The 15005-nt window shown below is 37.2% G+C and carries 13 protein-coding genes; all 13 read left to right on the forward strand.

Going from position 1 to position 15005, the window contains the following annotated elements; genetic code table 11:
• Nucleotides 1-24 precede the first annotated feature (24 nt).
• The 13 genes from rnpA (at nucleotide 25) to BN986_RS00585 (ending at nucleotide 14948) form a co-directional block, all read left to right on the forward strand.
• A complete protein-coding gene (gene rnpA, locus BN986_RS00525; protein WP_040977709.1) occupies nucleotides 25-372 on the forward strand; it encodes a ribonuclease P protein component in 348 nt (115 codons plus the stop codon).
• A 109-nt stretch (nucleotides 373-481) separates the two neighbouring features.
• Nucleotides 482-1249 carry a membrane protein insertase YidC gene (gene yidC, locus BN986_RS00530; RefSeq protein ID WP_040977710.1) on the forward strand — a complete coding sequence of 256 codons (768 nt, stop codon included), beginning with the start codon at nucleotides 482-484 and terminating at the stop codon, nucleotides 1247-1249.
• A 229-nt stretch (nucleotides 1250-1478) separates the two neighbouring features.
• On the forward strand, nucleotides 1479-2090 hold the full coding sequence (gene jag, locus BN986_RS00535; RefSeq protein ID WP_040977711.1) for an RNA-binding cell elongation regulator Jag/EloR: 612 nt from the start codon (nucleotides 1479-1481) through the stop codon (nucleotides 2088-2090).
• A gap of 384 nt (nucleotides 2091-2474) precedes the next feature.
• A complete protein-coding gene (gene mnmE, locus BN986_RS00540) occupies nucleotides 2475-3851 on the forward strand; it encodes a tRNA uridine-5-carboxymethylaminomethyl(34) synthesis GTPase MnmE (RefSeq protein WP_040977712.1) in 1377 nt (458 codons plus the stop codon).
• A 34-nt stretch (nucleotides 3852-3885) separates the two neighbouring features.
• The gene (mnmG, locus tag BN986_RS00545) at nucleotides 3886-5772 is read left to right on the forward strand and encodes a tRNA uridine-5-carboxymethylaminomethyl(34) synthesis enzyme MnmG (RefSeq protein ID WP_040977713.1); all 1887 of its coding nucleotides are present in this window, start codon (nucleotides 3886-3888) and stop codon (nucleotides 5770-5772) included.
• Between the two features lie 314 nt (nucleotides 5773-6086).
• Nucleotides 6087-6803: a 16S rRNA (guanine(527)-N(7))-methyltransferase RsmG gene (gene rsmG / locus BN986_RS00550; RefSeq protein WP_040977714.1), complete on the forward strand. Its 717-nt coding sequence runs from the start codon at nucleotides 6087-6089 to the stop codon at nucleotides 6801-6803.
• A gap of 826 nt (nucleotides 6804-7629) precedes the next feature.
• Nucleotides 7630-8487 (forward strand): nucleoid occlusion protein, encoded by an 858-nt coding sequence (noc, locus tag BN986_RS00555; protein ID WP_040977715.1) that lies wholly within the window; start codon nucleotides 7630-7632, stop codon nucleotides 8485-8487.
• Nucleotides 8488-8939: 452 nt separating this feature from the next.
• Nucleotides 8940-9713, forward strand: coding sequence for a ParA family protein (locus BN986_RS00560; RefSeq protein WP_040977716.1), 774 nt, complete (start codon nucleotides 8940-8942; stop codon nucleotides 9711-9713).
• A complete protein-coding gene (locus BN986_RS00565; RefSeq protein WP_040977717.1) occupies nucleotides 9694-10533 on the forward strand; it encodes a ParB/RepB/Spo0J family partition protein in 840 nt (279 codons plus the stop codon). Before BN986_RS00560 ends, BN986_RS00565 begins: the two co-directional genes overlap by 20 nt.
• A 916-nt stretch (nucleotides 10534-11449) precedes the next feature.
• Nucleotides 11450-12409 carry a metal ABC transporter solute-binding protein, Zn/Mn family gene (locus BN986_RS00570; RefSeq protein ID WP_040977718.1) on the forward strand — a complete coding sequence of 320 codons (960 nt, stop codon included), beginning with the start codon at nucleotides 11450-11452 and terminating at the stop codon, nucleotides 12407-12409.
• Nucleotides 12402-13175, forward strand: a complete 774-nt coding sequence (locus BN986_RS00575; RefSeq protein WP_040977719.1) for a metal ABC transporter ATP-binding protein — start codon at nucleotides 12402-12404, stop codon at nucleotides 13173-13175. The genes BN986_RS00570 and BN986_RS00575 overlap by 8 nt, the downstream gene beginning before the upstream one ends.
• On the forward strand, nucleotides 13150-14070 hold the full coding sequence (locus BN986_RS00580) for a metal ABC transporter permease (protein WP_040977720.1): 921 nt from the start codon (nucleotides 13150-13152) through the stop codon (nucleotides 14068-14070). Before BN986_RS00575 ends, BN986_RS00580 begins: the two co-directional genes overlap by 26 nt.
• Complete coding sequence (locus BN986_RS00585) at nucleotides 14067-14948, forward strand: metal ABC transporter permease (protein ID WP_040977721.1); 882 nt, start codon at nucleotides 14067-14069, stop codon at nucleotides 14946-14948. The genes BN986_RS00580 and BN986_RS00585 overlap by 4 nt, the downstream gene beginning before the upstream one ends.
• Nucleotides 14949-15005 lie beyond the last annotated feature (57 nt).

The following is a 15005-nucleotide window of genomic DNA, read 5'->3' on the forward strand; positions in this document are numbered from 1 at the left end:
GGGCTAAATTAAAAGGTGATGACGGTGAAAAAACAATTTCGAATAAAAAAAAATGAAGAATTCCAAGCAGCTTTTAAACATGGAAATTCTTTCGCGAATAGGCAGCTGGTTATATATTATAGAAAGAAAGATGATCAGGACCATTTTCGGATAGGTTTATCTGTTGGGAAAAAAATTGGAAATGCCGTTGTCAGGAATCGAATCAAAAGGCTGTTGCGAGCGTCTTTTCAAGAGTTAGAACAGGATATTAAACCTTGCTATGATATAGTTATCATTGCTAGAAATCCAACCAAAACAATGGATTACGAATCGATGAAAAAAAGTCTCTCGCATTTATTATATAAAGAGAAATTATTTAAACATTCTAAGTAAAAAACAAAAAATGTATAGTTTCTTATCTGACAAGTTTAAGATAGAATTCACAATGTAAATAAGCTAAAATAGCTAATAGAATCATTGGGAATATTAAGGAGGAAACACTTTGCGTAAAAAATACGGGATTTTAATCACTTTTCTCGTGATAGCGGTTATTTTAGCTGGTTGTACCCAGGTAGATGAACCGATTACATCCGATAGTGAAGGATTTTGGAATACAATCTTTGTTTATCCGTTATCTTGGGTTATTACAACAATTGCAAGTTATTTCCCTGTACACGTTGACTTTGGATTGGCAATTATTTTAGTAACTGTAGTTATCCGTTTAATATTGGTGCCATTAAACGTAAAACAAATTAAAAGTACAAAGGCAATGCAGGAAATTCAGCCGCAATTACAGGAGCTTCAAAAAAAATATGCATCTAAGGATGCAAATACGCAACAGAAATTACAACAGGAAACGATGCAATTATTCCAAAAGAATGGAGTCAATCCATTAGCGGGTTGTTTACCGATTCTTGTACAGATGCCAATATTTATCGCAATGTATCATGCGATTATGCGTACGAGAGAAATTGGTGAACATGATTTCTTAGGGTTTATCCAACTTGATGAGCCCAATGCTATTTTGGCAATTTTGACGGCATTATTTACTTTCCTGCAACAGAAATTAATGATGTCTACAAACTCAAGTGCAAATAGTAATCCACAAATGAAGTTGCAGCTGCAGATTATGCTGTATGTAATGCCAATAATGATTGGTGTCATGGGATTCATTCTCCCATCAGCATTGGCATTGTATTGGGTAACAGGTAACGTATTTATGATATGCCAGACGCTTCTTATTAATAAGCCAATGATGGCAAAAAAATAATTTTTTATAATGGGGGAAGAGATTCCCCCATTAATAATAAGAAAAATAATTAAACATTTTACATTTTTAAGAAAACCTTTATATAGCAATCAGTAAGCTCGCCAGAAATCTTGATTTAAGCTAATCTAAAGATATAGCGACCGTTTTCCCTCACAACATTGTATATTATTTCTTTACCAAATTAGGGAAATTACGGACACTCATGCTGTGAAAAATGGAGGGGAGACTTTTGAGAGAAGTAACTGCAAGTGGTCAAACAGTTGAAGAAGCGATTCAATCCGCTCTGGAGCAATTAGGAGTGGAAGAGAATCAAGTAGATGTTGAGGTCATTGATGAAGGTAAAAAAGGAGTATTTGGGATCTTTGGATCCAAGCGTGCCTATGTAAAAGTAACGGTAGCAAAGGATCCGATTGAAGAAACAGCTCAATTTATCAAAGAAGTTACTAGCAACATGAATCTCTCAGTAAGTATAGATACAGAAGTAAAGGAAAACCATGTAACCTATACGATGCATCATGAAAATATTGCCAAAATTATAGGGAAACGTGGACAGACGTTAAATGCGCTACAGTATTTAGTGCATTTAGTCATTAATAAACAAAGTGATACGTATTATACCGTAACATTGGATGCAGAAGGTTATCGTGCGAGAAGAAAAGAAACATTAGAGTCTCTTGCAATAAAGATGGGGGATAAAGCGCAAAAAACAAAGAAAAAAGTTGTGCTGGAGCCAATGCCGGCATTTGAGCGTAAAATTATTCATAGTGTCCTGCAAGATAAAGAAGTTTCTACTTATTCTGATGGTGTCGAGCCGCATCGTCATATTGTAATTAAACCATAAAATGAAAGCCTGAGAGAATACGCTCTTGGGCTTTTTTACGTGATACAAAAGCATGAGAAACCAAACTTTATCACAGAGAACCGCCCGTAAAACTCTGGCAGAATGAAGTTTCTTATTATATTCTTCTTATTATTCTAATGATTAAAGTTCTAGAATGTTGGGAAGATGGCATTTTTATGTGAAGGAGTTCTCCATAATTGGAATATGGACACTGCAAACAAAAATGTTATGCACATGTGGATAACAAAGGTGGTATATAGATATTTTTTATTCGTGTGGATAAGTTTCTTTTTTTCAAAATCTATGGTATTCTTGGTTGTTAGTGATAATAAAACTAAATGCATTAATGATAGATATAGAATGAAGAGAAGGCAGGTGAATAAGATGGATACAGATACAATAGCAGCGATATCTACTCCAGTGGGCGAAGGTGCTATAGCAATTGTGCGTCTAAGCGGACCAGAGGCTCTTCCCTTAGCTTCTGATGTGTTTGAAGGAAAAAGCCTGAAAGAGGTTGATTCTCATACGATTCATTATGGAAAAATCATTGACCCTGTAACGAAAGAGTTCGCAGAAGAAGTGATGGTATCCGTGATGCGTGCACCTAAAACATTCACTCGTGAAGATATTGTTGAAATTAATTGCCATGGGGGATTAGTGTCCGTAAACCGTGTGTTAGAGATTATGCTCGCAAAAGGAGCACGGCTGGCTGAGCCTGGTGAATTTACAAAACGTGCCTTTTTAAACGGCCGTATTGATTTATCACAAGCGGAAGCAGTCATGGATTTAATTCGTGCCAAGACAGACAAAGCAATGAATGTAGCATTAAAGCAAATAGATGGTCGCCTGTCGAAGCTTATTCAGACGTTAAGACAAGAATTATTAGAGACAGTTGCTCATGTCGAAGTCAATATCGATTATCCAGAGTATGATGATGTAGAGGAAATGTCGCACACCTTGATGGAGGAAAAGACCAAAGAGGTGGGAGAAGAAATAGAGAAGCTGCTGGAAGTTGCAGCACAGGGGAAAATTTTGCGTGAAGGCTTAGCAACAGCGATTATTGGACGGCCAAATGTAGGAAAATCTTCTTTAATGAATACTTTGGTGCAAGAAAATAAAGCTATTGTTACAGAAGTTCCAGGAACAACAAGAGATATTATTGAAGAATACGTAAACGTCCGCGGAGTACCTTTACGTTTAGTAGATACAGCGGGAATCCGGGAAACAGAGGATATTGTAGAACGTATCGGTGTGGATCGTTCCCGACAAGTATTGAAGGAATCTGATTTAATTTTATTCGTATTAAATTATAATGAACCTTTGAGCGAGGAAGATAAAAAATTATTTGAAGCTGTGCAAGGTTTAGAGTATATTGTCATCATCAATAAGACAGACTTAGAGCAGAAATTAGATTTAGAAGAGGTACGAGCATTTGCAGAAGGGAAGCCTGTCGTAACAACTTCTTTAATCGAAGAACAAGGCATTGATCAATTAGAGCAAGCAATTGCTAATACCTTTTTTTCTGGTGAAGTAGATGCAGGGGACCTGACCTATGTATCTAATGTCCGTCATATTCAGCTGCTAAAGCAGGCGAAACAAGCTTTAGATGACGCTCGTGAAGCGATTGAACTTGGGATGCCAATGGATATTGTACAAATTGATGTGACACGTTCATGGGAGTTTATGGGAGAAATTATTGGTGATACAGCAAGTGACAGCTTGATTGATCAGTTATTCTCTCAGTTCTGTTTAGGAAAATAATGGATATGTTTATTATAAAGAAAGGAAGAGCAAAATGACTTACAACGCAGGAAATTATGATGTCATTGTTGTTGGAGCCGGTCATGCCGGAATAGAAGCTGCGCATGCTTCTGCCCGGATGGGGGCAAAAACATTAATGTTGACATTAAACTTAGATATGATTGCATTTATGCCTTGTAACCCGTCCATCGGCGGACCTGCCAAAGGAATTGTAGTACGGGAAATTGATGCACTTGGCGGAATAATGGGGAAAATTATTGATAAAAGTTATATTCAAATGCGTATGCTGAACACCGGAAAAGGTCCAGCTGTACAAGCTTTACGTGCGCAAGCGGATAAGCCGGTATATATGCAGGAAGTGAAGAATCTGGTTGAAAATGAAGAGAACTTAACCGTTCGCCAAGGAATGGTAAATTCGCTTATTGTCGAGGACGGCATTTGTAAAGGAGTTATCACAGAAACGAAAGCAGCTTATTATGCGAAATCGGTTATTGTGACTACTGGAACTTTTATGCGCGGAAAAGTGCTGATGGGTGATTTAGAATATGAAAGTGGCCCAAATAATCAGCGTGTTTCTGTTAAGTTATCAGAGAACCTGGAGGAATTAGGTTTTAACTTAACACGTTTTAAAACAGGAACACCTCCACGTGTAAACAGTCATACGATTGATTATTCCCAAACAGAAATTCAGCCTGGAGACAAGAACCCGAAAAGCTTCTCTTATGAAACGACGGAAGTAATTAAAGATCAAATTCCTTGCTGGCTAACGTATACAAATGAATTTACACATGAAGTGATTAATGAAAATTTGACGTTATCTGCCATGTATTCCGGAATGAAGCGGGGAACTGGTCCAAGATATTGTCCTTCCATTGAAGATAAAATCGTCCGTTTCAATGACAAACCACGTCATCAAATTTTCTTGGAGCCGGAAGGAAGAAATACAGAAGAAGTTTATGTGCAAGGCCTATCAACATCATTGCCAGAGTCTGTGCAGCATGAAATGGTAAAATCTGTTCCAGGTCTGGAAAATGCAGAAATTATGCGTGCCGGCTATGCGATCGAATATGATGCTGTTGTACCAACTCAGCTCTGGCCGACATTGGAAACCAAACGTTTGCCGGGATTATTCACAGCCGGTCAAATTAACGGAACATCCGGTTATGAAGAAGCAGCTGGCCAAGGATTGATGGCTGGCATGAACGCAGCGGCAAAAGTAACAGGAAAAGAAGCAATTATTTTAGACCGTTCGCAAGCTTATATTGGTGTCATGATTGATGACCTAGTGACAAAAGGAACAAATGAACCATATCGCTTACTGACTTCACGTGCAGAATATCGCTTATTACTTCGTCACGATAATGCTGATTTGCGTCTTACAGATATTGGATATGATTATGGATTGATTTCTGAGGAAAGATATGCAGCTTTCACGGCGAAGAAAGAGCAGGTAGAAGCCGAAAAGAAACGTTTAAATAAAATTGTTGTTAAACCAACAGAAGAAGTACAAAATGTGATGAAATCTGCTGGTGCTGCACCGATGAAAGAAGCAGTGAAAGCATATGACTTATTAAAACGACCGGAATTAACGTATGAATATATCGATCAAATGATTGAAACAGATGAGAATGTCAGTGATGATGTAAGAGAACAGGTAGCGATTCAAATTAAATATGAAGGTTATATTAAGAAAGCAAAAGAGCAAGTAGCAAGAATGCTTAAAATGGAAGATAAGAAAATACCAGCAGATATTGATTATAATGCGATTAATGGAATTGCCACAGAAGCAATTGAAAAACTGAAAAAAGTTCGCCCGCTTTCCGTTGGCCAAGCATCCAGAATTTCTGGTGTTAATCCAGCTGATATTTCTATCTTACTTGTTTATATTGAACAGGGAAATATTGCTCGAATTGCAAACTAATATTAGAAAACTTGTCATTCATCAAAGGGAGTCTAAAAAAGTGTATGTTACTTTATGAGAATCCCTTAGTTACCAAAAAATAGGCGGCGTTATTTATACGTCGCTATTTTTCTAAATAATATATAGCGCTTTCTATGTTAATGCATTAATATAGAATGTATTTATCACGGAGAACCGCTCGTAAAACTCCCACTGAATGAAGTTTCGTTTTATAAGGAGAGGGGAGTACTTTCACTCCAATAAAGCAATACATAACAAACAGATAATCTGTTTTAAAATTACATAAAATACCATTTATATAAAAGGAGACTACAATGAAACCAGAACAATTTGTCCAAGCATTGGCTGAAAAAGGAATAACATTAAATGAATCGCAACAAAAAGCATTTGATATTTATTTTAAAGAGCTTGTGGAATGGAATGAAAAAATAAATTTAACAGCGATAACAGAAGAAGAGGAAGTATACGAAAAACATTTCTATGACTGTATTACTGCTGCTTTTTATACAGATATGACACAAGAACTATCAGTTTGTGATATTGGTGCGGGTGCAGGTTTTCCAAGTATTCCATTGAAAATATGTTTTCCTCATTTAAAAATAACCATTATTGATTCTTTGAAAAAAAGAATTACTTTCCTAAATCACTTAGCAAATAAATTGGAACTAACTGATGTCGCATTTTATCATAATCGTGCTGAAAATGCAGGAAGGGACGAGGCATTTCGAGAACAATATGATTTAGTAACTGCTAGAGCAGTAGCCAGAATGTCCGTGTTGAGTGAATTGTGCTTACCATTTGTGAAAAAAGGCGGTTACTTTGTTGCAATGAAAGGGTCGCAAGCAAAAGAAGAATTGGAAGTGGGGGAAGCATCGATTGAATTACTCGGGGGAGAAGTAGAATCTATTGATACTTTTACACTTTCTGAGGAGGCTGGAGAACGTTCTATTGTTAAAATTACAAAGAAACGAAAAACACCAAAAAAATATCCTAGAAAAGCAGGAGTGCCAAATAAAGAACCGATTGAATAATGAATTTTATACAAGGTAGAAAGGTTTTACAAAAGGCAAATGCGTACTCTTTGTAATATTTAAATTCATTTTATATTTTTTCCGCGGTAGGTATGATAAAATAGTAACTATACATATCGACTGTTCGTTGTTGTATTTTATAAAGTATAGATGCTATTATATGAATGTTATATAAATGGAAAAGCTCCTATATAATAAATAAATTATTAATAATGTTTCACGTGAAACATTATCTTTAAATTAGGAAGTAAATAAGAATGTTAATATAGACTAGACACTTTTTTATGTTAATTGTGCCGTATAGTTTTGATCTTTCAATTTACGATTGGAAAGCACGATGTAACTAATCTTAGCTGATGAAAGAAAAACTACGGATTAAAAAGAATCTCAGATAAGGGTTCTTGTTTTTTGGGACATAGGGGCTGCGATTACCAATGTTGTCAGGTTAATGATTTTTTTAATATTTTATTGGTTACAGATAGATAACAACAACTATCTAGCGGAGGAAAAATACGGAGACTCCTGTGGGAATGCGCAGTGGGAAGACCCCGCAGAAAAAAAGTGCTCTTCTTTTTTTCGAGGAGGCTGAGCTCAAGCCCACGGAAAGCGTAGTGTTTTTCCGCAGCGGTCGTACTAACCTGACAACATTGCTGCGATTACTCCTCCCACGGAAGCCCTTTTGCGTATTCTCGTCTCCTTGAAAATATTTTAAGGAATGTCGAAGTCAGCATTTTCTTGTACAAGAAATAGATAAATAAATACGAGTTTTACTACTAATAGATTTGATAATGAATAGTTTGTTAATTTTAGAAGGTGGTGTCAGCAAGTGGTGAGTCCTTTTAATCGGATATTTGGAAAAAGCGATAAGGATCCTATCGATACGGATAAGGTCTCCTATTCTTCAGATGAAGTGATTCAAATCGATATCGATAAAATTCAGGCCAATCGCTACCAGCCACGAACGATTTTTCAGGAAGAAAAAATAAAAGAATTAGCACAAACCATACACACACATGGAATGATTCAACCAATTGTCGTTCGTAAACTAGATGATGATTCCTTTGAATTAATAGCAGGGGAGAGAAGATGGAGAGCAGTTCAGCATCTGGGCTGGAAACAAGTATCCGCAATTATTCGAGAAATGAGCGATACAGAAACAGCCTCTGTAGCTCTCATTGAAAATTTACAACGTGAAGAATTGACTGTAATTGAAGAAGCTATTGCATATAATAAGTTGCTTGAATTGCATGATTTAACGCAAGAAGCATTAGCGCAGCGCCTTGGTAAAAATCAATCTACTATAGCTAATAAGCTGCGATTATTAAAATTACCACAAGAGGTGCAGGACGCTTTATTGGAAAAATTGATAACAGAGAGACATGCCCGTGCTTTAATTAAGTTAAAAGATGAGGAACAGCAGCTTCTCGTATTAAAAGAAGTTCTTGAGAAAGAATTGAATGTGAAACAAACAGAAGAGCGAATTGCTAAACTCAATGCCCCGAAAGAAGAAAAGAAGAAGACAAAACCTAAATTGAAGGGTGTTAATAAAGATGTTCGGATTGCTATGAATACAATCAGGCAATCTCTTAATATGGTCTCAGATACGGGTGTCGATGTAGAATCAGATGAACAAGAACTCGACGATTATTATCAAATAACGATTAAAATACCTAAGCAAAAATAGTTGCAGAATTATTAGCATACAGTTTTTGCCCATCTTACGAATAGATGGGTATTTTATTTTGAAAAAAGTAATATACGTAATCACCGGTGGTACTTTGAATATTTTTATATTAAAATTAAATTAAAAAAATACTAGAAAGCATCTTATTTTATAAATAAATGCTATGATAGTGAATAGGAAAGTGATTGCTCAAATTTTTTTGGTAAAAAGAAATTACTAGATTTATTCGATTTATCAGAGAGTGAGTGTACGTAAAAAACCGCTAACTTTTAAAAGAGAATCTGATAAGAAAGAGATAAGAAACTTGAATTTACAGATTCAATTAAAAGTGATTTTAGTGAAGGGGATGATTGCAATCCTCAGACATGGGGAAAATGCGGCGTTCCTCCTAGAATGAAGTTTCAATTTATCAGAAAAAATTTGAACAACCTCCGAGTAAGGTAGGTGTCAACATGGGGAAAATTATATCCATCGCAAATCAAAAAGGTGGCGTTGGAAAAACTACATCATCTGTAAATGTTAGTGCTTGTTTAGCTTCATTAGGAAATAAGGTATTACTCGTTGATACAGATCCTCAAGGAAATGCAACAAGTGGAGTTGGTGTAAATAAAGCAGATGTCAATCAATGTATATACAATGTGTTAGTAGAGGACACACCAGCAGCAGATGTTATTGTTCCTTCTAATTTGGAAAACTTAGATATAATACCTGCGACGATTCAGCTGGCAGGATCTGAAATTGAACTTGTTCCCATTATATCAAGAGAAATTCGTTTGAAATCTGCATTATCTGAGATAAAAAACCAGTATGATTACATCATTATTGATTGTCCGCCATCGTTAGGCTTACTGACAATTAATGCTTTGACTGCATCAGATACGGTAATGATTCCTGTACAATGCGAGTATTACGCATTAGAAGGCTTGAGTCAGTTATTGAATACTATAAGATTAGTGCAAAAGCATTTAAATAAAGAATTAATGATCGAAGGGGTTCTTTTAACAATGCTGGATGCACGTACGAACCTTGGGATTCAAGTGATTGAAGAAGTGAAAAAATATTTCCAAGACAAAGTATTTGAAACCATTATTCCAAGAAATGTTCGTTTAGGGGAAGCACCTAGTCATGGCCAGCCAATTATTTCTTACGATTCCAAATCTCGTGGTGCAGAGGTATATCTTGATTTAGCGAAGGAAGTGATGACAAATGCCGAGAGGGTTAGGTAAAGGAATTAATGCGTTGTTTCCAGAAGTTGAAAAAGACAGTAAAGACACGATTCAAGAAATTGAATTATCTAATTGTCGTCCAAATCCTTATCAACCAAGGAAGAGTTTTCAAACCGATTCGATAGAAGAGCTGAAGGATTCTATTAAAGAATATGGTGTTATTCAGCCGATTATTGTGCGAAAAAGTCTTAAAGGTTATGAAATTGTTGTTGGTGAAAGAAGATACCGAGCTGCAAAAGAAGCAGGACTTGAGACAATTCCTGCTATTATTCGAGAATTAACTGATGAACGCATGATGGAAGTTGCATTGTTAGAAAACTTGCAACGAGAAAACCTGACTCCAATTGAAGAAGCGCAAGCCTACGCTAATTTGGTGGAAAAGCTAAATATCACACAGAATGTACTGTCTGAGCGGTTAGGAAAAAGCCGTTCCCATATTGCTAATATGATTCGTCTATTATCATTACCGGATGAAGTGATTACTTATATTAATAATGGTGAACTGTCGATGGGTCATGGACGTGCACTTCTGGGATTAAAGGAACGCGAAGCCATTCTTGCTTTAACGAATAAAATACGCAACGAGAAGCTAAATGTACGCCAAGTAGAAAAACTTATTATTGCCATGAACGAAAAACAAGTAAAGCAACAGAAGAAAAAGCCAAAGAAAGATGTATTCATCCAGGAAAGAGAAACAGTGCTTCGTGATACGCTTGGAACAGCTGTTCATATTCATAAAGGGAAGAAAAAAGGAAAAATTGAAATTGAATTTTACAATGACGATGATTTAAATCGTATTTTAGAATATCTTGAAAAATAAAAAAGCCGATATATTGCTTTGCATAAGCAATATATCGGCTTTTTTCACTTTAAGAAAGCAAAATATATTCTTTAAAGCCTCCCTTTAACGAAAGCCAAGTTTTCTTTATTGTCTTAGCAGGGAAAGCAATGTGTCTTCGGAGAAAACATGTAAAAATAATTAGAATAAAATTAGCTATTTTAACTCAAAACTAAACTGACTTATTTTATCGCAATGTAACTGGCTGGGGATGCGATTACCAATGTTGTCAGGTTAATACGACCGCTACGGAAAAACACTACGCTTTCCGTGGGCTTGAGCTCAGCCTCCTCGAAAAAAGAAGTTCGCTTTTTTCTGCGGGGTCTTCCCTCCGCGCTTTCCCACAGGAGTCTCCCTGTTTTTCCTCCACTAGATAGTTGTTGTTATCTATCTGTAACCAATATAATATTTAAAAAATTCATTAACCTGACAGCATTGATGCAATTACTCGCCCATCGTACAGAGCTGTGCGTCGAAAACCCCCACTGAATGAAGTTTCACTTTATTATGGTAGAAAAGTTATATAGAAGAAGGGCCTGGAGAAAAATAGCTTCAATCCAATATATCATTTTTGAAGATTGCATTGATCCATCTTACTCAAAAAATATTTTCCGTTACTTTGAAGCGGTCTTATCTTTTGCGTGTAAGGACAAACAAATACAAGTTTTCTCTAATAAAAATTTTTCACGGAAAATAGGTAACTATACAGCTTGATTATTCTTATAAAATTCTTTTAAATGAATAATGTAAACGTTAACTGTAATTTAATGTAAATAAAGTTTCCTAAAGGAAAAATAGTAGACTAGCTAAAATTTACTTGACAAAACGAAATACAATGCATAAAGTAGGGAATAGATAATAAAGTTTGCCTTATGCAAAAAACGAGGGAGGAAGAAAGATGAAGAAAGCTTGGAAGAAATTACTGGGCTTTGCTATAATAATAGGAGTATTATTTTTAGCAGCTTGCGGTTCAGATAATGCAAGTGAAGGGGAAGAAGGTTCATCAGGTGACGAACCAATTGAAATTGTCACAACAATTGCGCAAATCGGGGAGCCAATATCTCAGATTGGCGGAGACCTTGTAAATGTAGAGACTTTAATGGGACCTTCCGTGGACCCGCATTTATATGATCCAACACAGGGTGATATAGCTACGTTATCAGAAGCAGATGTCGTCTTTTATTCTGGTTTACATTTAGAAGCGAACATGGAGGAACCGTTGGAATCGATCAGCTCAGAAAAACCAGTGTTGGCAATTGGGGAAACATTGCCTAAGGATGTTCTTTTAGAAGATGAAGAAGAACCTGGAGCTCCAGACCCACACATATGGTTTGATTATAATTTATGGCAGGATGCATTAGATGCTGCAGTAGAAGAATTAAAAGAGTATGCTCCGGAACATGCAGATGAATTGGAAGAAGGGAAACAGGAATATTTTGCACAGTTAGAAGAATTAGATGAAGAAGCTGCAAAATTACAAGATATCCCTGAGGAGCAGCGTGTTCTTGTAACAGCACATGATGCATTTAATTACTTTGGTCAGCTGCACGATATGGAAGTAGTTGGTCTGCAGGGAATCAGTACAGAAAGTGAAGCAGGTGTGTCTGATGTGAATGATACCATTTCTATCATTGAAGAACATGAAGTTCCGGCAATATTTGTGGAAAGCAGTGTAAACCAGGACACAATTAATGCCGTTATTGAAGGAGCTGCCGATAATGGAATGGAAGTAGAAATCGGCGGAGAATTGTTCTCTGATGCAATGGGTGAAGAAGGAACAGAAGAAGGCACATATATTGGAATGTATAAGCATAATATAGACACGATCTATGAAGCATTAACTGGAGGAGATGAGTAAGGTGACATCATCTGTAATACGCGTAGATGATTTATCAGCTTCTTACCAAAAAAATAAAGTATTGAATGATGTAGGTTTTGAAGTGAAAGAAGGAACGATTACAGCGATTGTCGGTCCTAACGGTGCCGGTAAATCAACGTTAATTAAGACCATGTTAGGACTTCATCCCAAACTGACAGGAAATGTCAGCTTTTGGGGTAGTCCTTTTAAAACGGCAAAGAAGAAAATCGGTTATGTCCCACAGCGCGGATCGGTGGACTGGGATTTTCCGACGGATGCACTGGATGTAGTAACGATGGGTCTATATGGAAAAATCGGCTGGTTTCGTATTCCTTCTAAAAAAGATAAAGAAAAAGCAATGGATGCCTTAAAGAAAATGGGCATGGAATCTTACGCACATCGTCAAATCAGTCAGTTATCAGGAGGACAGCAGCAGCGTGTATTCTTAGCGCGTGCACTTGCTCAAGATGCTGAACTATACTTTATGGATGAACCATTGGCAGGAGTAGATGCGTCTACAGAAAAAGCAATTATGACGATTTTGAAAGAATTAAAGAGCAATGGCAAGACCGTATTGGTTGTCCATCATGATCTGCAAACAGTCCCTGAATATTTTGACCATGTCTTATTTTTAAATAAAACCGTATATGCTCATGGACAGACGGATGAAGTGTTCACAACAGACAACATAGCAAGAACGTATGGTGGAGATATGCAATGGGTTGGAAAGGGAGATCAATATGTTATCCAATCTTCTTCACATTAATACACTATGGGTGATGGCAAGTACAATGATTTTGGGAATTGCTGCAGGGGGAATCGGTTGCTTAGCTTATTGGAAAAGACAAAATCTGATGAGTGACGCCCTATCCCACGCAGCGCTTCCCGGAGTTGTTGTAGCTTTCTTGATTATACAGGAAAAAAATCTATTATTACTTGTCATTGGTGCAGCACTTAGTGCGCTTTTGGGGGCATTTTTAATTCAATGGTTTTCAAGTGCGACTAGAATTACGGAAGACACTGCCATGGGGATGACCTTATCCGTTTTTTACGGTGTGGGCATCATGCTTTTGGCGATTGCCAACCGTTCTCCCGGCGGGAACCAGAGCGGATTAAATAACTTTATATACGGGCAGGCAGCGGCGATGGTTCGTTCCGATGTGATTACGATGATTGCACTAGCATCGATTGTAATTTTGATTATATTCGTTGCTTTCAAGGAATGGAAATTATTCTTATTCGATGCTAACTTTGCAAAAGGTGTCGGGTTGTCTATACGTGGTATGAACGTACTGTATACCATTGTACTGGTAACAACCATTGTTATTGGTATCCAAGCAGTTGGTGTTATTTTAATGGCTGCGATGCTGATTATTCCGGCTGTGAGTGCAAGATACTGGACACATTCCTTTAAAATGATGATTTTGCTTTCTGCTGCGATAGGAGGCTTAGCTGGTGCATTTGGTACATGGGTAAGTTCCACAGGAAGCGGATTGCCGACAGGACCATTCATTGTTCTTACTTCCTCCGCTGTTTTTGTGATTTCCTTATTGTTTGGAAAGGAAAAAGGAATTATTATCAATTTCATCCAATTTAAAATCCAGCAGCGAGCGTCTCAAAAAGAGCATCCATTAGCAGCTGAAAAAGGAGGATCACAATGACTTACACGATGTGGATTATTTTAACAGCATCTCTTGTTGGTCTTTCCTGCGGCTTAATCGGTGTGTATCTTATCCTGAAAAAACAGGCAATGATGGCAGATGCGATTAGCCATACGGTATTGCTCGGGATTGTGTTAGCCTATATGGTAACACAGCAGTTATCAGGAACAGCAATGCTGGTAGGCGGTATTTTTGCCGGAATCCTTACAGCGTTCCTTGTGCAATCTCTTAATAACTTGAAGGTGCAGCATGACGCTTCCTTGGGAATTGTATTTACAACCTTGTTTGCTATTGGTGTTATTTTGATTTCTACCTCTGTTGGGAATGTGCATTTAGATGTACAGCATGCATTGATGGGAGAAATAACGTTTGTTCCATTTACAACGATGGATATTCCGTTGATCGGATCTGTACCTAAAGCCACTGCAATCCTAGCACTTGTGTTAATTGTTGTGATTTTCTTTATTATTGCCTTTTATAAGGAATGGAAAATTACTTCTTTTGACCCGGCGCTGGCAGCAAGCATAGGTATACCGGTGATTTTCTTTCACTACTTATTTATGACACTTGTGTCGGTAACAACGGTGGCATCTTTTGATGCGGTCGGTGCAATACTCGTTGTTGCCATGCTGATTACTCCAGCAGCAGCAGCTTACCTATGGACAGATAAATTAATCTTAATGCTGTTTCTAAGCGGCGGATTTGGCATCATATCTGCTGTTGCAGGATATTGGGTAGCTACTTGGCTGAATACGTCTATTTCAGGATCCATGGCGCTGATGACAGGCTGTATCTTTTTTATAACCTTCCTGCTCTCGCCAAAGCATGGCCTGATTTCGAGATGGGTCCGGCCGGCTGAACTCAGAGAAGAGGCATAAAAATTTTTTGAAAAGGAATTTCGTATCTGAGATAGGATATGGAATTCCTTTTTTATT

Source organism: Oceanobacillus jeddahensis, from assembly GCF_000750635.1.
Lineage (GTDB): Bacteria > Bacillota > Bacilli > Bacillales > Amphibacillaceae > Oceanobacillus > Oceanobacillus jeddahense.